The sequence below is a fragment of the Dongia deserti genome (assembly GCF_003574735.1).
Taxonomy (GTDB): domain Bacteria; phylum Pseudomonadota; class Alphaproteobacteria; order Dongiales; family Dongiaceae; genus Dongia_A; species Dongia_A deserti.
Window position 1 is genome coordinate 73,687 of the sequence record NZ_QORW01000019.1, and the last position, 18,833, is coordinate 92,519.

Annotated in this window: 17 protein-coding genes; all 17 read left to right on the forward strand. The window is 64.3% G+C overall.

Features of this window, described 5'->3' with window-relative positions:
• Positions 1–6: 6 nt before the first annotated feature.
• A complete protein-coding gene (gene nirB, locus DTX69_RS24070) occupies positions 7–2,448 on the forward strand; it encodes a nitrite reductase large subunit NirB (RefSeq protein WP_119304168.1) in 2,442 nt (813 codons plus the stop codon).
• Entirely contained in the window at positions 2,445–2,783 is a 339-nt protein-coding gene (gene nirD, locus DTX69_RS24075) for a nitrite reductase small subunit NirD (protein ID WP_119304134.1), read from the forward strand. The genes nirB and nirD overlap by 4 nt, the downstream gene beginning before the upstream one ends.
• Complete coding sequence (locus tag DTX69_RS24080; RefSeq protein ID WP_119304169.1) at positions 2,776–5,433, forward strand: nitrate reductase; 2,658 nt, start codon at positions 2,776–2,778, stop codon at positions 5,431–5,433. The genes nirD and DTX69_RS24080 overlap by 8 nt, the downstream gene beginning before the upstream one ends.
• Positions 5,408–6,373, forward strand: coding sequence for an NAD(P)-dependent oxidoreductase (locus DTX69_RS24085; RefSeq protein WP_119304135.1), 966 nt, complete (start codon positions 5,408–5,410; stop codon positions 6,371–6,373). Before DTX69_RS24080 ends, DTX69_RS24085 begins: the two co-directional genes overlap by 26 nt.
• A complete protein-coding gene (locus DTX69_RS24090) occupies positions 6,360–6,977 on the forward strand; it encodes a superoxide dismutase family protein (RefSeq protein WP_284736030.1) in 618 nt (205 codons plus the stop codon). The genes DTX69_RS24085 and DTX69_RS24090 overlap by 14 nt, the downstream gene beginning before the upstream one ends.
• A gap of 69 nt (positions 6,978–7,046) precedes the next feature.
• Positions 7,047–7,541 (forward strand): YciE/YciF ferroxidase family protein, encoded by a 495-nt coding sequence (locus tag DTX69_RS24095; protein WP_119304136.1) that lies wholly within the window; start codon positions 7,047–7,049, stop codon positions 7,539–7,541.
• 10 nt (positions 7,542–7,551) lie between these two features.
• On the forward strand, positions 7,552–8,016 hold the full coding sequence (locus DTX69_RS24100) for a YbhB/YbcL family Raf kinase inhibitor-like protein (RefSeq protein ID WP_119304171.1): 465 nt from the start codon (positions 7,552–7,554) through the stop codon (positions 8,014–8,016).
• A gap of 97 nt (positions 8,017–8,113) precedes the next feature.
• Positions 8,114–8,533, forward strand: a complete 420-nt coding sequence (locus DTX69_RS24105) for an Hsp20/alpha crystallin family protein (protein ID WP_119304137.1) — start codon at positions 8,114–8,116, stop codon at positions 8,531–8,533.
• Positions 8,526–10,970 carry an endopeptidase La gene (gene lon / locus DTX69_RS24110; RefSeq protein WP_284736031.1) on the forward strand — a complete coding sequence of 815 codons (2,445 nt, stop codon included), beginning with the start codon at positions 8,526–8,528 and terminating at the stop codon, positions 10,968–10,970. The genes DTX69_RS24105 and lon overlap by 8 nt, the downstream gene beginning before the upstream one ends.
• A 100-nt stretch (positions 10,971–11,070) precedes the next feature.
• Positions 11,071–12,246, forward strand: coding sequence for an ROK family transcriptional regulator (locus tag DTX69_RS24115; protein ID WP_119304139.1), 1,176 nt, complete (start codon positions 11,071–11,073; stop codon positions 12,244–12,246).
• Positions 12,246–13,013, forward strand: a complete 768-nt coding sequence (locus DTX69_RS24120; RefSeq protein ID WP_119304140.1) for an ATP-binding cassette domain-containing protein — start codon at positions 12,246–12,248, stop codon at positions 13,011–13,013. Before DTX69_RS24115 ends, DTX69_RS24120 begins: the two co-directional genes overlap by 1 nt.
• A gap of 42 nt (positions 13,014–13,055) precedes the next feature.
• Positions 13,056–14,099 (forward strand): sugar ABC transporter substrate-binding protein, encoded by a 1,044-nt coding sequence (locus DTX69_RS24125; RefSeq protein ID WP_119304141.1) that lies wholly within the window; start codon positions 13,056–13,058, stop codon positions 14,097–14,099.
• 133 nt (positions 14,100–14,232) lie between these two features.
• The gene (locus DTX69_RS24130) at positions 14,233–15,171 is read left to right on the forward strand and encodes an ABC transporter permease (protein ID WP_407643997.1); all 939 of its coding nucleotides are present in this window, start codon (positions 14,233–14,235) and stop codon (positions 15,169–15,171) included.
• Positions 15,168–15,929: an SDR family oxidoreductase gene (locus DTX69_RS24135; protein ID WP_119304142.1), complete on the forward strand. Its 762-nt coding sequence runs from the start codon at positions 15,168–15,170 to the stop codon at positions 15,927–15,929. Before DTX69_RS24130 ends, DTX69_RS24135 begins: the two co-directional genes overlap by 4 nt.
• 3 nt (positions 15,930–15,932) lie before the next feature.
• Positions 15,933–16,709, forward strand: coding sequence for an SDR family NAD(P)-dependent oxidoreductase (locus tag DTX69_RS24140; RefSeq protein ID WP_119304143.1), 777 nt, complete (start codon positions 15,933–15,935; stop codon positions 16,707–16,709).
• Positions 16,710–16,718: 9 nt separating this feature from the next.
• Positions 16,719–17,921, forward strand: a complete 1,203-nt coding sequence (locus DTX69_RS24145) for an aminotransferase class V-fold PLP-dependent enzyme (protein WP_119304144.1) — start codon at positions 16,719–16,721, stop codon at positions 17,919–17,921.
• A 118-nt stretch (positions 17,922–18,039) separates the two neighbouring features.
• On the forward strand, positions 18,040–18,828 hold the full coding sequence (locus DTX69_RS24150; RefSeq protein WP_119304145.1) for a ZIP family metal transporter: 789 nt from the start codon (positions 18,040–18,042) through the stop codon (positions 18,826–18,828).
• Positions 18,829–18,833: the final 5 nt, after the last annotated feature.

Genomic DNA, 18,833 nt, shown 5'->3' on the forward strand with positions numbered 1-18,833 from the left:
CGCGCCATGAAAGAGAAGCTGATCCTCATCGGCAATGGCATGGCGGGCGTGCGCGTGCTCGAGGAACTGCTCGAGCGGGCACCCGGCCGCTACGAGGTGACGGTGTTCGGAGCGGAGCCGCACCCGACCTACAACCGCATCATGCTCTCCCCCGTGTTAGCGGGTGAGAAGCAGTTTGAGGACATCGTGACTCACGACCGCGCCTGGTATGCGCAGAACGGGTTCGATCTGCGTACTGGCACCCGCATCGAAAGCGTCGATCGGACCGCGCGCGAAGTTGTCGCATCAGACGGCAGCCGCATGCCCTATGACCGGTTGGTGATCGCGGCCGGGTCGCATCCGATTCTGATTCCAGTGCCAGGCAAGGATCTACCGGGCGTCATCACATTCCGGGACATTGCCGACGTTGATGCGATGCTCGCTGCAGCCGGGAGCGGCCGGCGCGCGGTCGTGATTGGCGGTGGGCTGCTCGGGCTCGAGGCGGCGAACGGTCTACTGGCGCGCGGCATGACCGTGACGGTCGTCCACCTGATGGCGACGGTCATGGAGCGCCAGCTCGACGATGCGGCGGGCTATCTGCTGCGGCGCGAGCTGGAGCGCCGCGGCTTGGCCGTGATCACCGAGGCCAACACCGAGTGCATCTTTGGCGACGGGCGTGTCGGAGGCGTGCGGCTGAAGGATGGACGCGAGATTCCGGCGGACCTGGTCGTGATGGCCGTCGGTATTCGTCCCAATGCCGATCTCGGCAAGGCAACCGGGCTCGCCACCAACCGCGGCCTCATCGTCGATGACCGCATGGTCACTTCGGATGAAGCTATTCTGGCAGTCGGGGAATGCGTCGAGCATCGTGGCCAGAGCTATGGCCTAGTTGCACCGCTCTACGAGATGGCGAAGGTTGTCGCGGATCAGCTCGCCGGCCGCACCGACTCCGTTTATCAGGGCTCGGTCACTAGCACCAAGCTCAAGGTGACGGGAATTGACGTGTTCTCCGCCGGCACGTTTGGCGCCGACAAGGACGCGGAGGACATCGTCTTCCGCGATGCGGCACGCGGAATCTACAAGCGCATCGTCCTCAAGGATGACCGTATCGTCGGCACCGTACTCTATGGCGATACCGCAGACGGCGCCCGGTTGTTCCAGCTGCTGCGCAGCAGCGAGGATGTGTCGGCAGAGCGCGACACGCTGGTATTCGGTCCTGCCCTCGCCGCCGGAGGTGCGGCGCCGGACCCTATTGAAGCCGTTGCGGCCCTGCCAGCCGAGGCAGAGATCTGCGGCTGCAACGGCGTCTGCAAGGGCAAGATCGTCGAGGCGATCGGTGCGAAGGGACTGCAAACCGTCGAGGATGTGCGGACCCACACCAAAGCCTCGGCGTCCTGCGGCTCCTGTACCGGGTTGGTCGAGAAGCTGCTGAAAAGCACGTTGGGCGAAGCGTTCCAGCAGGGCTCTTCGGTGAAGCCGGTCTGCGGCTGCACCACGTACGGCCACGACGAGGTGCGCAAGCTGATCCGCGCCAAGGAGTTGCGCAGCATTCCCGAGCTGATGCAGGAGCTGGCCTGGACATCGCCCAATGGCTGCTCGAAGTGCCGACCCGCTCTCAACTACTACCTGCTGTGCGAATATCCCGGCGAATACCGGGACGATGCGCAGTCGCGCTTTGTCAATGAGAGGGTCCACGCGAACATCCAGAAGGACGGTACGTATTCGGTGGTGCCGCGCATGTGGGGCGGCGTGACCAGTGCGGCCGAACTGCGCGCCATCGCCGACGTGGTCGACCGCTATCAGATTCCGACGGTGAAGGTGACCGGCGGCCAGCGCATCGATCTGCTGGGTGTGAAGAAGGAGCAACTGCCGGCGGTCTGGGCGGACCTCAACAACGCCGGCCTCGTCTCCGGTCACGCTTACGGCAAGGCCTTGCGCACAGTGAAGACCTGCGTGGGATCCGAGTGGTGCCGCTTCGGTACTCAGGATTCGACGGCGATGGGCATCGCGCTGGAACGTGCGACCTGGGGCGTTTGGACGCCACACAAGGTGAAGATGGCGGTCTCCGGTTGCCCGCGCAATTGCGCCGAAGCGACGGTCAAGGACTTCGGCGTGGTGGCGGTGGAATCCGGCTGGGAGCTGCATGTCGGCGGCGCGGCCGGCATGCATGTGCGGCCCACCGACCTCTTGTGCAAGGTCGCAACACCGCCGGAAGTCATCGAGTATTGCTGCGCCTTCCTCCAGCTCTATCGCGAGGAGGGGCGCTATCTGGAACGGCCCTGGCCCTGGATCGAGCGTGTCGGCATCGCCTATCTGCGCAAGCGGATCGTGGAGGATGCGGAGAGCCGCCGTGCGTTACATGCCCGTTTCCGCCACGCCATCAGCTTCACCCAGAAGGATCCTTGGGCTGAGCGCGCAGCCGGCGCTGCGGCGCATGAGTTCTCACCGCTGGCGGAGGTCGTTGCGTGAAGATCGACTGGATCGACGTGGGGGACGTGGACGATATCCCCATCATGGGTGCACGCGTGGTGCGGTCGGCCGACGGTGACATTGCTGTCTTTCGCACGGCGGACAATTCCATCTTCGCGCTCTATGATCGTTGTCCCCACAAGGGCGGGCCGCTGTCCGAAGGCATTGTCCATGGCCGTTCGGTGACTTGCCCTCTGCATAATTGGGTGATCTGCCTCGAGACCGGCGAGGTCGAGGGGCCGGACCACGGCTGCGCCGCGCAGATCTCCGTCAGCATCGATGGCGGGCGCATCCGGCTTGGGTTGCCGCGCGCGTCGCGTGCCGCGCATGGCTGAGAGCATTCGCACCACCTGTGCCTATTGCGGTGTCGGCTGTGGGATCGTGGCGGCCGAGGGCAATCAGGTGCGCGGCGATGCGGCGCATCCCGCCAATTTCGGCCGCTTGTGTTCCAAGGGCAGTGCGCTCGGCGAAACGCTCGGGCTCGAAGGGCGAATCCTGAAGCCAAGGATCGCAGGCATCGAAGCGGGCTGGGATGTCGCGCTCGATCTCGTCGCACGACGCTTCACCGAGACGATCACACGATACGGGCCGGACGCTATCGCCTTCTACGTCTCCGGCCAGTTTCTGACCGAGGACTATTACGTCGCCAACAAGCTGATGAAGGGCTTCATCGGCTCGGGCAATATCGATACGAATTCGCGCCTGTGCATGGCTTCGTCCGTCGCCGGCCATCGCCGGGCCTTTGGCGAGGATGTGGTGCCCGGCTGCTACGAAGACTTCGACAATGCGGATCTGGCGGTGCTCGTCGGCTCGAACACCACGTGGTGCCATCCGATCCTGTATCAGCGCCTGATCACAGCCCGCGCAAAGCGCGGCACCAAGATTGTCGTGATCGATCCGCGCCGCACCGCCACGGCGGCAGAGGCCGACCTGCATCTTGCGCCGAAGCCCGGGACGGACGTGCTGCTGTTCAACGGGCTGCTGGCTTACCTCGCCGACAAGAATGCGCTCGACTATGCCTATATCGACGTGCACACCACGGGCTTCGATGCGGCGCTCGCGCTCGCCCAGGCCGAGGCTGGCACGATCACCAAGGTCGCGGCCGGCTGTGATCTCGAGCCCGGCGATGTAGCGCGCTTCTACGAGTGGTTTGCGACCACGGCCCGCAGCCTGACAGTCTACAGCCAGGGTGTGAACCAGTCGGCGCACGGCACCGACAAGGTCAACGCCATCATCAACGTGCACCTCGCCACCGGGCGAATCGGACATCCCGGCATGGGGCCGTTCTCCGTCACCGGCCAGCCGAATGCCATGGGCGGGCGCGAGGTCGGCGGCCTTGCCAACCAGCTTGCCGCACACATGGCGTTCGAGGATGCGGGCGCGGTTGATCGCATGCGGCGATTCTGGAAGGCGCCGCGCATGGCGAAGGGCCCCGGCCTCAAGGCAATCGACATGTTCGACGCGGTCGCGTGTGGCCGGGTCAAGGCGCTGTGGATCGCCGGCACCAATCCCGTCGTGAGCCTGCCCAACGCACGGCGGGTTCGCGCCGCGCTCAAATCATGTGATTTCGTCGTCGTGTCGGATGTGACGAACACTGACACCACACGCTACGCGCATGTGCTGTTGCCGGCGGCAGGATGGAGCGAGAAGGACGGTACGGTCACCAACTCCGAACGCCGAATTTCGCGCCAGCGCGCCTTTCGTCCACTGCCGGGAGAGGCGCGCCCGGACTGGCAGATCTTTGTCCAGGTCGGCCGGCGCATGGGCTTTGCGGAAGCGTTCGGCTATCGCACACCTGCTGAGATATTCCGCGAACATGCCGCGCTCTCAGCCTTCGAGAATGCGGGCGCCCGCAGGTTCGACCTCGGTGGCCTGGCTGATCTATCCGATGAGGACTTTGACGCGCTGGAACCGGTGCAATGGCCGGTGGGCAGAGGCCAGCGCGAACCCGGCCAGCGGCTCTTTGCCGACGGGCGGTACTCGACGCCCGATGGCCGCGCCCGGTTCGTGGCGGTGCGGCAGGAGGGACCGGCTGTCCCGCTAAGCGGCCGCTATCCGATCGCGCTGAACACCGGCCGCCTGCGGGACCAGTGGCACACGATGACCCGCACGGGCGCCGTGCCGCGCCTGATGGCGCACGCACCCGCGCCGGCCATTGATGTGTCCCCGCAGGATGCGACCTCGCTCGGCCTGTCCGATGGCGACTGCGCGCGCGTCCAAAGTGCGCAGGGGAGTGCGGTGGCGCCTGTGCGCATCACCATGGATCAGCGGCCTGGCACGGCATTTCTCTCCATGCATTGGAGCAATGTTTTCGCGGCGGAGGCCGCGGCGGGTCCGCTGGTCAACCCGGACAACGATCCCTGGTCGGGTCAGCCGGAGCTGAAACATACGCCGATCTCGATTGTGCCGCTGAAAATGCGCTGGGCTGGTTTCCTGCTCAGCCGGCACTCGATAAAGCCAACGGGCCTGGTGCATTGGAGCAAGCGCGCCGTCGTCGGCGGCTGGCTCTACGAGCTGGCCGGCCCGGAACCGACGTCCGACGGCATCCTGCTGGCACGACGCCTGTTCGACGGGCCGCGGGATGAAGGCGCGATCGAGTATCGCGATACGCGCCGCGGTATCTTTCGCGCCGCCGTCACGGATTCCGCCGGCCGGCTCGCAGGTTGCCTGTTCGTCGGGCCAGCAGATTTCGTCCACGAGCGCGACTGGCTGCTCGCGCTGCTGGCGGAAGGGCGCCCGCTCTCAGATGCCGACCGCCGCGCGCTCCTCTCCGGCCGCTCAGCCACTGCGACGCCATCGGAAGGCCGTGTGGTGTGCAGCTGTTTTCAGGTCGGCCTCAATCGCATCGTGGACATGGTCCAGCGCGAGCGCATTGCGGACGTGGCGGCGCTGGGTCGCAGATTGCAATGCGGTACCAATTGCGGCTCCTGCCTGCCGGAGCTGCGGGAGATCATTGCCCATGAACGCCCTCTCGCCGCCGAATAGCGGGTGCGCCGACACCGAACTCGCCTACCTGCCGATTTTCCTCGGCATCAAGGGCCGCATCGCGCTGCTGATCGGCGGCGGCGAGGCGGCGTTGGGCAAGCTCACTCTCTTGCGCCGGGCCGGCGCACGGGTGCGCCTGGTGGTGGAACGTTTGGACGAGAGCCTGATCGACGGCATCGCAGGTGACCGGATGGTCTCCTGCATCCGCGAGCCGTTGGCTGTGCATCATTTCGAGGATGCCGCGCTGGTCATCGACGCGTCGGACAACGAGGCGACCCATCGGCTGTCAGTGCGTTTGGCGAAGACAACGAAAGTCCCGATCAATGTTGTCGACCGGCCGGCATTCTGCGACTTCATCCTGCCATCCATTCTGGACCGGTCGCCGGTGATCGTCGCGGTCTCGACCGGCGGCGTTGCGCCCGCGATCGCACGCCTGATCCGGCAGCGGCTGGAAACGGCCATACCTGCGGGCTTTGGCCGGGTCGCCGTACTCGCCGCCCACATCCGGCACATGGTTCGCGGGCGCCTCGGTTCCGCCGGGCAACGCGCCAGGTTCTGGGAGGATCTGTTCGATGGATCGGCTGCGGAGTTCGCCATGGCCGGTCACATGGATGGCGCTCTCGCCGTGGCTCACGCGCTGATCGAGCAGAGCGCTCAGCCTGGGTCAGAGAGCGGAGCTGTCCACCTTTTGCATATTGGATCGGATGATCCGGACCTGTTGACGGTGCGGGATGCGCGGCTCATTCGCATGGCCGATCTGCTTTTCCATGAGCCTGAGATCAGCCCGGCGATCTTGGATCTGGCGCGGCGCGACGCCTTGAAGATCACGGCGGGGCGTGACCATGGCGTGCGCGGCAAACTGAGAGAATATGCGAGCCGTGGCCACCTTGTTCTCTATCTCAAGGCTGGCGTGCCATTGTCGGCACATGGGCAAGGTTAATATCAGAAACCGCTTCCGTGCGAAGGCAATGGGTGAGGCCCGAGAGCTGTTGTCCCAGATTGCCTATTTCCAGATGGGAATAGCCGTGACCTATCGAACTCTTCTCGTGGCGACGTGCATGTTCGCCGTTTCCGGCCCGGCACAGGCGCAACAGGCGGCGAGCGCACCATTCATCAACGCCGAAGGCCGAGAGATCGGGACAGTCCAACTGACCAATACGCCGCACGGCGTCCTGATCTCGGGTCAGCTGGCTGGCTTGCCGGCCGGAGAACACGGTTTCCACGTTCACGAAACGGGTCGGTGCGACGCGTCCGACGGCTTCAAGTCGGCCGGCAACCATTTTGCGCCGGCTGGGCACAGCCATGGCTTCCTTGATCCCGCCGGCCCGCATGCCGGCGACATGGCCAACCAGTCCGCCCCAGCGGACGGGACGCTGCATCTGGAGGTGTTCAACCCCTATGTGACGCTCGACTCGGGCGAGAACTCGCTCTTCGACGCGGATGGGTCAGCGCTCGTCGTTCACGCCGATCCGGATGACTACAAGTCCCAGCCATCCGGGGATGCCGGATCTCGCATCGCGTGCGCCGTCGTCGAGAAGCCCTGAGCGGATCAATTCGACGCGGCAATTGTTCGGAAATGATAGCGTCGCCTGCCGCCCCAAGGAGGTTTGGTCATGGAAATCAGCACTTTTCGGGACCTGTATCTTGCAGAATTGCAGGAGTTGGCCAGCGCGGAACGGGAGTTCATCGCCGGTGTCATGCGCATCGCTCCGATGGCTTCGCATCTGAGATTGAAGAACGCGCTGATGCGGCACTGCGAAGAAGCGGAAGCTCAGAGGCAGAATATTGAATCCATCCTGCGCCGCCACAATGCCGATCCGGCGGAACATACTGATCAGGCCATGCAGGCGCTGGTCCGCGAAGGGGGCAAGATGCTGGCGATCCTTCGCGGCGACGAGGTGCGCGACGCCGGTCTGGTCGCATCGATCCAGAAGCTCCTCCATTACCGGATCGGGGCCTACGGTACGGCAGCCGCGCTGGCTGGCCAGCTCGATCTGCGCGATGAGCAGGACATGCTCCATCAATGCCTCGAGCGCGAGAAAAGGGCCGACAAGCTGCTGACCCAGCTTGCCAAGAGCGAGGTCAATCGCAACGCCCTTGCCGCTTGAGGAGCGTTCCGTGACGTTCGAGTTGAGAAGTCCGGCCTTTCGGGACCGGCAGCGGATACCGGTGAAATACACGGTCGATGGCGAGGATGTCTCGCCGGCGCTCGAGTGGTCGGATCCGCCCAGGAACACCCGCAGCTTCGCGCTGATTGTTGAGGATCCGGATGCCCCGACTGGCACATTTCGCCATTGGGGTGTGTACAACATCATGAGCGAGCGTGATCGCCTGCCCGAGGGCATCGGTCATGGTGTCAAGACGGAGGACCTCGGCATGGGCATCAATGACTTTGGCGAGCCGCGCTATCGCGGGCCAGCGCCGCCCAAGGGGCACGGCACGCATCATTATCACTTTAAGTTGCTTGCGCTGGATGTGGAGAGCCTGATGCAAGCGCCGAAAGTCTCGGTCGCCGACATCTGGAAGGCAGCGCAAGGGCATACTCTCGGCCAAGCCGAGCTGGTCGGAACCTATTCACGGTGAGATGGCATGCCGCGTCTCCACAGGATGCGCGGTGATACGCGGCGTTGATAGCGGTTGCGGCGCCATAAATCCTAAGCATGGCTGACAGAGCGATTTCATGACAAGCGATCCCGCACGCGATTGGATGTGGTCGCAGGCCTGCGAATTGCTCGCGCGGGCCGAGCGGATGCATCGCGAGTTCTTCCGGCCCATGGGGTTGCTCGCCCGCGTGCCGGTTTGGGAGCCGCCGGTCGACATCCTTGAGACGGAGGACGCGGTCCTGGTGCTGGTAGCGCTTCCGGGCGTTGACGTCGATCAAGCGCAAGCGGTCATCGAGGAGGGTCATCTAGCGATCGGCGGAGCGAGGGCGCTCCCGCCGGAGCTGCGCACCGCTACCATTCATCGGCTGGAGTTGCCGCAGGGGCGCTTCTACCGCCGCGTCCCCCTTCCGCCGGGCCGATACAGCGATGTCGGCCGCGCGGCGGTCGCCGGCTGCCTGCTCATCACTCTGCGGAAGGCGAGAGGATCCCTTGGCTGAAACAGAAATGCTGTCGCCACCTGACGACGCGCCCGCCCGTACCACGCATGGCACCGGCTATGCGCCGATCCCGCCCGATGCGGTCGCCATCGTGCCGGTGCGGAACACCGTGCTGTTCCCAGGGCTTGTGCTGCCAATCACGATCGGCCGGAAGAAGTCCGCCATGGCGGCACAGCATGCCCTGCGCGAGCAACAGCAGGTGGGTATCCTGCTGCAGCGCGACGCGGAGCAGCAGGATCCCGCGCCGCTCGATATGTACCGGATCGGCACGATCGCCAACATCGTCCGCTTTGTAACGGCCCCAGACGGATCGCACCATCTCGTCTGCCAGGGAGAGCAGCGGTTCCAGATTATGGAATTCCTCGTCGGCTGGCCGTTCCTCGTGGCGCGCATCCTGCGCATGCCGGAGCCTGAGACGCACACGCCGGAGGTCGAAGCACGCTTTGTCAATCTGAAGAGCCAAGGGGTCGAGGCGATGCAGTTGCTGCCGCAGGCGCCTACGGAACTGGTCAGTGCTGTCCAGTCCATCGACTCGCCTGCGGCCCTGGCCGACTTCGCCATTTCCTACATGGATGTGAAGCCGGCGGAGAAGCAGGAGGTGCTGGAAACGCTCGATGTTCTCGCCCGCATGGAGAAGGTCTCAAGCCTCCTTGGCCATCGCATCGAGGTGCTGCGCCTGTCGCGAGAGATCAGCCGGCAGACCAAGGCGGCCCTGGACGAGCGCCAGCGCGAGGTCCTGCTGCGCGAGCAGATGGCGGCGATTCAACGCCAGCTCGGCGAAGGCGAGGAGGGCAAGGCCGCCGAGATCGCGGAACTGGAGCAGGCGATCGCCAAGGCTGGCATGCCCAAGGAGGTCGAGGAACACGCCGCCAAGGAGCTGCGCCGGTTGCAACGTATGCCGGAATCCGTCGCCGAATACGGCATGGTTCGATCCTATCTCGATTGGCTGATCGAGCTGCCGTGGAGCCTGCCCGAGGAGATACCCATCGATATCAAGGAGGCCCGACGCATTCTGGATGAAGACCATTTCGGGCTGGAGAAGATCAAGCAGCGGATCGTGGAATATCTCGCGGTCCGCAAGCTGGCGCCGCAGGGCAGGGCGCCGATCCTGTGCTTCGTCGGCCCGCCCGGCGTCGGCAAGACCTCGCTCGGCCAGTCGATCGCACGCGCGATGAACCGCAAGTTCGGGCGCGTAAGCCTGGGTGGCGTGCACGACGAAGCGGAAATCCGCGGCCACCGCCGCACCTACATTGGCGCTCTGCCGGGTAACATCATCCAGGCGATCCGCAAGGCAGGCACGCGCAATTGCGTGATGATGCTGGACGAGATCGACAAGCTCGGCGCCAGCATCCAGGGCGATCCGCGCGCCGCTATGCTCGAAGTGCTGGACCCGGAGCAGAACAGCACGTTCCGCGACAACTACCTCGGGGTGCCATTCGATCTGAGCCGGGTGATTTTCCTCACGACCGCCAACATGCTCGATACCATACCCGGCCCCTTGCGGGACCGTATGGAGATCATCAGCCTTGCTGGTTACACGGTCGAGGAGAAGCTGCAGATCGCGCGCCGCTATCTTCTGCGCCGACAGTTGGAGGCGAACGGTCTCAAGGAGGGGCAGGCGGAGGTCGCCGGTGAGGCGATCCGCCAAACGATCCAGCAATACACCCGCGAGGCCGGTGTCAGAAATCTGGAGCGCGAGATCGGCCGTATTCTACGCCATGCCGTCGTCCGCATCGCGGAGGGGGAGAGCGGTCCGATCCGGATCGGCACCCAGGATCTGACCACCATCCTGGGCGCGCCGCGCTTCGAGAGCGAGGTCGCGATGCGCACCAGCATTTCCGGTGTCGCCACCGGTCTCGCCTGGACGCCGGTCGGCGGCGAGATCCTGTTCATCGAGGCGACGCGGATGCCGGGAAGCGGGAAGCTCATCCTGACCGGGCAGTTGGGCGGCGTCATGAGGGAGAGCGTCCAGGCCGCGCTCAGCATCGTGAAGAATCGCGCAGGTTCCCTGGGTATTGACCCGGAGCGCCTCGACAGGTCCGACATTCACGTCCATGTGCCCGCAGGTGCAACCCCGAAAGACGGCCCCAGCGCGGGCATCGCGATGTTTTTGGCGCTGGCCTCGCTGTTCTCCAAACGCACCGTGCGCAGCGACACCGCGATGACCGGCGAGATCAGCTTGCGCGGCCTGGTGCTGCCGGTCGGCGGCATCAAGGAAAAGGTCGTCGCCGCCCATCGCGCCGGCGTCAAACGCGTGATGCTGCCAACGCGAAACCGGAAAGATTTCGAGGACATCCCCGAAGAAGTCCGCAACGCGATCGAGTTCCTGTGGCTTGAGCGTGTGGATGAGGCCGTGGCATTTGCGCTCGATGCTGCCGAACATCGCGAGGCAGAGACCCCTACACCCGCCGAGCGCGCCGCCGCCGCAGGACCCTGATCCTCGTTTGTGCCGCCATCCGCGGCGCGCTATTTTTGAAATCCATTTGACATATTGCCGTTGTCGGTCTTAGCGTGTTCGGAGCAAGGGACGCGCAGGCATGGCGCTGAAGGGGACGAACCAGGGATCGGGGCGGCCTTACAACCGCCGTATTGTACTGGAGACGGTCCGGCTCCATGGCCCGATCGCGCGTGGGGACATCGCCAAGCGCGTGGGGTTGACGGTCCAGACCGTCTCGAACATCGTCCGCGAGTTGGAGCTTGAGGGCTTTGTGCTGGGTGCCCGCGAGCTGCCCAAGGGGCGCGGCCTGCCACCGACATTTCTGAATATCAATCCCGATGGCGGCCATGCCATCGGCGTGCACGTCACACCGGTCGGCCTGAAAGCGGCGCTGATCAATCTGGCCGGCGAAGTCATCGGAGAGCGCGAGAAAAAGCTGCGGCAGATGCGTCCCGATCGGGCTTTCCGGGAGATCGGCATTCTCGTGACGAGTCTTCGCAAGTTGCGGCCGCGCGGCCGTATGCTTGGCATTGGCCTCGCGATGCCGGGTCCCTTCGATGTGGAATCTATGAGCTTCGTCGGCCCGACGACGCTGGAGGGGTGGAAGGGAATCCCCATCCGGGAGCGGCTTGCCAAGCTTACGGGCCTGCCGGCTTTCATCGAGACCGACATGGCTGCAGCGGCTTTAGGTGAAAGGCTCTATGGCGCCGGACGAACGCTGCGGGAGTTCTATTATCTCTATTTCGGAGTTGGTCTGGGTGGTTGCCTCGTGCATGAAGGCGCGCCTTTGCGCGGCGCCTTCGGCAATGCCGGCGAAATCGGGCACCTGCCGCTCGTCCCGAACGGGGAGCCGTGTCCGTGCGGCAACCGGGGATGCCTGGAACGCTATCTGTCATTGGAAGCGATGGGGCGCCGCTCGGCATCCGTTGGTGTCGATGGATGGGTCGCGGAAGCTGCACCTTTGCTGCGTGCAGCCCTGGTTGCCATCGAAAACCTGTTCGATCCGGAAACCATTGTCATTGGCGGGCCGGCTGATGAGTCGATCCTGACGCGACTGGTCGAAGCCGCCGAGCCGCTCGCACACTCGGTCTCGGAGCGACGGGGGCGGGCAGCACCGCGCATCACGCGCGCAGTCGATGGCGCGAACGCGGCGCTGCGTGGAGCAGCCGCGCTGGCGGTCGCTGGCGTGCTGTCACCGCGCTTCGGCTCGCTGTTCGCAAACGACGAAGAGAGTAGCGCGCCGGTGCGAGCCCAACCCGCAACGGAGGCGGCGTGATGGCAGAGGCGCCTTTGCTCCGGCTGGAGGGGATCACCAAGAACTTCGGCGCGATCCAAGCGCTGCGGGGCATCAGCTTCGAGATCCACCGCGGTGAGGTGGTGGCGCTGCTTGGGGACAACGGCGCCGGCAAGTCGACCTTGGTCAAGATCATCGCGGGCGGGCTCGAGCAAAGCGCAGGAAAGGTGATCTTCGAGGGCGAAGAAAGACGCTTCGCGTCGCCGGCGGAGGCCAAGGCGGCCGGCATCGAGACCGTCTATCAGGATCTCTCGCTCTGCACCAACGTCGATGTGGTCGCGAATTTCTTCATGGGGCGCGAGATCGTCAAGCGCTGGTTCGGCATTCCGATCCTGCAGGAGGCGGAAATGGAGGCGGCGGTCGCGAACGCGATGGCCAATGCGGGCACGCGGATACCGTCGCTGCGGACCAACGTGGAGCACTTGTCCGGCGGTCAGCGCCAGGCCATCGAGCTCAACCGCTTCGTCCATTGGGGCGGCAAGCTGGTGCTGCTGGATGAGCCGTTCGCGGCGCTCGGCGTGGAGCAGACGCGGCGGGGGCTGGAGATGATCAAGCGGATCGCGGCGCAAGGCATCGGCGTCGTCATCATCACCCACATTATGGCGCAGGCCTTTCAGGTCGCCGACCGCATCGTGGTGATCCGTCAAGGTGTTGTGGCGGGCGACGTGCAGCGAACCGCGACCAGCCCCGATGAAGTCGTGCAAATGATCACAGGCGAGGCAGTGCAAGGCCAAGCCCAACAAGCGTAGCCAAGGGGCTGCGCAAAACCGGAAGGACAGAGGAGAAGCAACATGAAACGTCTGTTGAGTAGCGTGATTGCCGCCCTGGCAATCCTGGCAGCCGTAGCGGTCGCGCCGGCTTGGGCGGAATCGAAGGGGAAGATCTACTACATGGTGCCGACGCTGCTGGACGAGTTCCAGACTGAGTCGGTGGCTGCGATCGAGAAATTTCTCAAAGACGTCGGCTACGAGCCCGTCACGCTCAACGCCGACAACAAGACCGACCTGCAGCAGAGCCAGATGAACGACGTCATCAACCTGAAGCCGAAGGCGATCGTCCTGGCGGCGGTCGATTTCAATGCTCTGCAGCCCTCGATCGAAAAGGCGCGCGCTGCCGGCATTCCCGTCATGATCTTCGACCGGCAGATCACGGAGACACAGTCGGACTTCACCTCTGTCGCTGGCACGGTCGAAATCGGCTACGTCGCGGCCGGCGAGATCCAGCGCCTGCTGAAGGAGAAGAACGGCTCAGTCAAGGGCAAGGTGCTCCAGGTCCTGGGCGACCCGGCGGATCCCTACACCCTCGACATCCAGCAGGGCTTCGAGGAGCGGATGAAGGAATTCCCGGACGTCAAGATCATCTCGCTGCCGGCCATGCAGTGGGAAGCGTCGAACGCCGGCACCATTGTCGCCGACCAGATGCTGGCTAATCCGGACATCGATCTGATCTTCGTGCACGCGGCGCACCTCGCGGTCGCTGCCGTGGCGTCTCTCGAGGCCAAGGGCAAGAAGCCGGGCGACGTGCTGCTCGTCTCCTCCAATGGCGCGCCGGTGGGCCTCGATCTTATCCGCAGGGGCTGGGAGCAGGTGGAAGTGGAGCAGCCGCTCTACGCCCAGGCTGCGGCGATCGGCATGTTCGCCGACAAGGTGGTCAACAAGGAGGAGATCAAGCCGGGCAAGTACAACGTGCTTGGCCTGGAATCCGAGCTCACCATCGAATCGTGGGGACCGAACCTCAAGATTCCCGGCGCGGCCATCACCAAGGAGAACGTGGACGACTCACGCTTCTGGGGCAACCTGAAGGCACCAGCCGAACCGATCAAGCCGGTGGAATGAGCGGGTTGCAATGAATTCCGATCAGGCAGCCTCCGGAGCGAAGCGCTCCGGAGGCCGATCTTCCAGCCTTGCAGTGCGACTGCGAGACCGCCGCGCATTGGCCGAGTTTGTCCTCGACAATCTCGTCTGGCTGATGCTGGCGGTCGTGCTGATCGTGTTCTCGAGCACGATCCCTCACTTCTTCCAGATCGGAATCTTCGCCAACATCGTGGAGCAATCCACCTTCGTCGGCGTCATGGCCATCGGCCTTGCCATCGTCATCATCGCCGGCAACATGGATTTGTCGGTGGAATCGGTGGCGGCGTTGACGGCCATGGTGACCGGCATCCTGTTCTGCGCGCGCGGCATCGGGCTTGGCGTGACACTGACGCCGGAATGGCTGGTGATCCCCGCTTCGCTGGCGCTGGCGCTGGTGGTCGGCGGGCTGGTCGGCGCGATCAATGGCTTCCTCGTCGTGCGGCTCAATATGAATGCGTTCATCGTGACGCTCGCTGGTTATATCTGGGTGCGCGGGCTGGTCGTTGCCATCTCCGGTGGGCGCTCGGCCCAGGATCTGGCGCCCTCGCTGCGCTTCATGGGCATTCAGACTGTCGCACATGTCCCTCTGATTGCATGGCTGGCGATCGCCTGCTTTGTGATCTTCACCTTCGTCATGGCGAAAACGCCGTTCGGCCGCCATGTCACGATGATCGGCGGCAATCCGGTCGCGACGTTCCGCGCGGGGATCAAGGTCGATCGCCTGGTGCTCATCACGTTCGTGGTGGCGGGCGCAGTTGCCGGCCTGGCCGGATGGCTGCTGGCCATCCGCACGTCGGGCGCGACCGCCAATCTCGGCACCGGCATGCTGTTCAATGCATTCGCGGCAGTGGTGATCGGCGGCGTCAGCCTCAAGGGCGGCATCGGGCGTCTGCCCGGAGTCTATGCGGGCGTGCTGCTGCTGTCGTCGATCCACACTGCGATCAATCTGATGGGGCTTCCGGCGCATTACACGCAGATGATCCTGGGTGCGCTGGTTCTGGCCGCCGTGCTTCTCGACACCGTGAAACTCCGGATCCGGCAGAAGTTCGTATGAGGCTCAAGGACCGCATCGCTCTCATCATCGGCGCCGCGCGCGGCATCGGCGCCGGCATCGCCGCGCGATTCGTGGAGGAGGGCGCGCAGATCGTCATCGCCGATCGCGAGCCCGCGGGAGAAGCCACCGCAAGTCGCCTCGGCGGTCGTTTCCTTCAGATCGATATCGCCCAGAAGGCCGACGCCGAGCGCGCCGTGGCAACAGCGCTTGAGCAATGTGGGCAGCTCGACATTCTGGTGCAGAACGCCGGCATCTATCCCTGGACCCTGATCGAGAACATCGAGCCGGAGGAGTGGGACAGCGTGCTGGCGGTGAATCTCAAGGGCACCTATCTGGCGGCCCGTGCCGCCCTGGCCCCGATGAAAGCCCAGCGTTCCGGGCGCATGATCTTCACCTCCTCCATCACCGGCCCGCGCGTGACCAGTCCCGGCCACGGGCACTATTCCGCCAGCAAGGCGGGCATCAATGGCTTCATCAAGGCCGCGGCCCTGGAGTTCGCGCCCTATGGCATCACCGTAAACGGGGTGGAGCCGGGCAACATCCTGACGGAGGGCGTGAAGGAAGCGCGTAGCGCGGCCTTCATCCAGTCGATGCAGGACATGATCCCGCTCGGCCGCCTCGGCACGCCGCGCGACGTGGCAAATGCCGTGCTGTTCCTGGCTTCGGACGATGCCGCCTACATCACCGGCACGACCATCGTGGTAGATGGCGGCCAGACCTTGCCAGAAGGCGCGGACTTCCGTCTGAATCCGGACTAGACCATGAGAAGGCTGGAATCCCGTGTTGCCTTCGTGACGGGTGCTGCCCGCGGGATCGGGCTGGCGGCGACGCGCGCGCTCGCCCAGGAGGGCGCCCGCGTCATGATGTGCGACATCGACGCCGATGTCCTGACCGAAGCAGCGGAGCAACTGGCCAAGGACGGCCTTCAGGTCCGTACAACCAGCGCCGACGTCTCGAACAGGAGCGAGCTCGCGCGCGCCGTCAACGCGGCGGCAGACGCCTGGGGCCGGTTGGACATCTTGGTCAACAACGCGGCCATCACCGACGATACGCCATTCGAGGCGCTGTCCGCGGAACAATGGCACAAGGTGATGAACGTCAATCTCGACAGCGTACTCTATGGCGCCCAGGCGGCCATGCCGCATCTGCGCCGCAGCCCCTGCGCCTCTATCATTAACGTGGCGTCGATCCAGGGCTTGCGCGGGCAGCCGAACTCGATGGCCTATGCGACCGCCAAAGGTGCCGTGATCAATCTCACGCGCTGCATGGCGGTGGATTTCGGGCCGATGGGCATCCGCGTGAATGCGGTTGCGCCCGGCTACATCGACACACGCATGGCGCTGATGCACGGCAACGTGCATGAGCATCAAACCGACTGGTTCCAGGACGTCTTCATCAAACATGGACGGTTGCCGCTGCGCCGTCCCGGCAAGGCCGAGGATGTGGCAGGACCCATCCTGTTCCTGGCCAGCGACGACAGCCGCTATGTGACCGGCCAGGCGCTGGTGGTCGATGGCGGACTGACTTGCACCTATTAAGGTGGTGCCATGAACATCTATGAGCGCAGAGGCATCAAGACGCTGATCAATGCCAAGGGCCCTGCGACGCGACTGTCCGGCGGCGTCATGCATCCTGCGGTGCTTGCCGCGATGTCCGAAGCCGCGGGGCACTGCGTGGACATGGCGGAGTTGGAGGCGCATGCCTCGCAGGTGATCGCTGACGTGACCGGGGCCGAGGCAGGGTACGTCGCCTCGGGTGCCGCGGCCTGCCTGCTCCTGGCGACCGCGGCGTGTGTGACCGGCCTGGATCCGGGCCGGATGGCGCGCCTGCCAGACACCAGCGGCATGAAGAACGAGGTCATCGTCGTTCGCAGCCAGCGGAATTTCTACGATCACGCGGTCCGTACCGCCGGCGTTCGCTTCGTCGAAGTGGGCCTGCCGGACCGCTATGCCGGCGCCGGCATTCGCGATGCCGAGCCCTGGGAGATTGCCGATGCCATCAGCGAGCGCACGGCGGCCGTCTTTTACGTTGCAGATCGTGCCGCGCGGCCTTCGCTCGTGGACGTGGTCAAGGTGGCGCACGCGGCGGGTGTTCCCGTCATCGTCGATGCGGCGGCGCAATTGCCCCCGCAGGGGAATCTCCGGCGATTCATCACAGAGGGCGCGGACCTGGTGGCTTTCTCCGGCGGCAAGGCGATCAATGGACCGCAGGCAACCGGATTTCTATGCGGCCGCCGCGATCTCGTGATGGCAGCTGCTTTGCAGCATCTCGATCTCGACATCCTGTGGGAGCAGTGGGCACCGCCGCCGATCTTGATCGACAAGGGCCGACTCAAAGGCACGCCACAGCATGGCATCGGCCGCCCGTGTAAGGTCGGCAAGGAGCAGATCATCGGCCTACTCGCCGCCCTGGAGCTGTTCGTGGCCGAAGGCGACGAGGCGCGCCACGGCCGATGGTGCAAGCTGGCCCAGGATCTAGCGGACGGTCTCCAATCACTGCCTGGCTGCCGCGTTGAGCTGACAGGATTCGATAACGTTGAAGAGGTGCCAATCGTGACACTCGCGTTGCCGCGTGACGGCACGTTATCCGCTCAGGATCTGGTGATCGCCCTACAGAGTGGCACTCCGTCAATCCAGGTGGACCCGACCTTCTGCGATCAAGGCATCGTGGCTTTCAATCCGATGTGCTTGCAGGTAGGAGAATCCGCGATAGTTGTCGATGCTGTCCAACGGCTCAATATGCGGTCGTAACCACTCGCCTCCTTCCGTTGCCAGACCGAAGATGTAAAATCAAAATTGTGCCGAGTTTCCACTGCTTACAGTGACAATCGGCCTCCCGAGGGCGCCGCGTAACGGCTAGGAGACGGCCATGGCGAGTGACTTGGGTATGCTAGCTGCCATCGCTGTGGTTGCGGCGACCGCATCGCCGCTCGGTGGGTTGGTCGCGCTCTTGCGGGCACCGACCACCTTGTTCATGTCGATCGCCCTTGGTTTCGCCAGCGGCGTCCTTCTGGGCACGATTAGCTTCGAGATGGTACCCAATGCCCTGACACGCAGCTCCATGCCGGCTACGGTTGCCGCTTTTTCCGCCGGTTTTCTGGCCATTTACGCGTTTGATCTTTTTATTCACCGAGGAAAGCTGGTGGGCGAGAAGGCTGCGGAGCGTGAGAAGGTCGTCCGGTTCCATAGACGGCATCGACCGCGCGGCAGCGAGGTGACCGTTCTTGCCGGTGGTACCAGCGTCGAGGAACTGATCGAGGGAGTGAGCATCGGAATTGGAGCGGCAATTGAACCTCAGGTCGGTCTTGTAATCGCGCTCGCGATTGGCATCGACAACTTTAGTGAAGGACTCAGCATTGGGGAGCTTATCCTCAACGAACCGGACGCGGACCGGCGCCATCAAAAAAAGCGCATCTTCGGATGGACTGGCCTGATCGCGGCGGCTGTTCTCGTTTCCACACTGATCGGGTGGCTGCTGCTGCGTGATCTATCGCAAGCCGTTCTCGGAGGCCTATTCGGCATGGGTGCTGGTGGCATCTTCTATTTGACCATCGCCAAGCTCGTACCGGAAGCTGAAGAGCGGCATTACCAACAAGCCGCCGCCATCGCTGCTGGTGTCGGTTTTCTCGTTCTGCTGGTCCTTTCAGCCTTTCTCTGAAGCAC

Excerpts from the sequence above, each read along its gene's own strand:
- nirB (WP_119304168.1), top strand. The coding sequence starts at position 7 with ATGAAAGAGAAGCTGATCCTCATCGGCAATGGCATGGCGGGCGTGCGC.
- DTX69_RS24120 (WP_119304140.1), top strand. The coding sequence starts at position 12,246 with ATGGCAGAGGCGCCTTTGCTCCGGCTGGAGGGGATCACCAAGAACTTC.
- DTX69_RS24080 (WP_119304169.1), top strand. The coding sequence starts at position 2,776 with ATGGCTGAGAGCATTCGCACCACCTGTGCCTATTGCGGTGTCGGCTGT.
- DTX69_RS24115 (WP_119304139.1), top strand. The coding sequence starts at position 11,071 with ATGGCGCTGAAGGGGACGAACCAGGGATCGGGGCGGCCTTACAACCGC.
- DTX69_RS24090 (WP_284736030.1), top strand. The coding sequence starts at position 6,360 with ATGGGCAAGGTTAATATCAGAAACCGCTTCCGTGCGAAGGCAATGGGT.
- DTX69_RS24095 (WP_119304136.1), top strand. The coding sequence starts at position 7,047 with ATGGAAATCAGCACTTTTCGGGACCTGTATCTTGCAGAATTGCAGGAG.
- DTX69_RS24125 (WP_119304141.1), top strand. The coding sequence starts at position 13,056 with ATGAAACGTCTGTTGAGTAGCGTGATTGCCGCCCTGGCAATCCTGGCA.
- DTX69_RS24130 (WP_407643997.1), top strand. The coding sequence starts at position 14,233 with ATGCTGGCGGTCGTGCTGATCGTGTTCTCGAGCACGATCCCTCACTTC.
- DTX69_RS24085 (WP_119304135.1), top strand. The coding sequence starts at position 5,408 with ATGAACGCCCTCTCGCCGCCGAATAGCGGGTGCGCCGACACCGAACTC.
- DTX69_RS24140 (WP_119304143.1), top strand. The coding sequence starts at position 15,933 with ATGAGAAGGCTGGAATCCCGTGTTGCCTTCGTGACGGGTGCTGCCCGC.
- DTX69_RS24105 (WP_119304137.1), top strand. The coding sequence starts at position 8,114 with ATGACAAGCGATCCCGCACGCGATTGGATGTGGTCGCAGGCCTGCGAA.
- DTX69_RS24145 (WP_119304144.1), top strand. The coding sequence starts at position 16,719 with ATGAACATCTATGAGCGCAGAGGCATCAAGACGCTGATCAATGCCAAG.
- DTX69_RS24135 (WP_119304142.1), top strand. The coding sequence starts at position 15,168 with ATGAGGCTCAAGGACCGCATCGCTCTCATCATCGGCGCCGCGCGCGGC.
- DTX69_RS24150 (WP_119304145.1), top strand. The coding sequence starts at position 18,040 with ATGGCGAGTGACTTGGGTATGCTAGCTGCCATCGCTGTGGTTGCGGCG.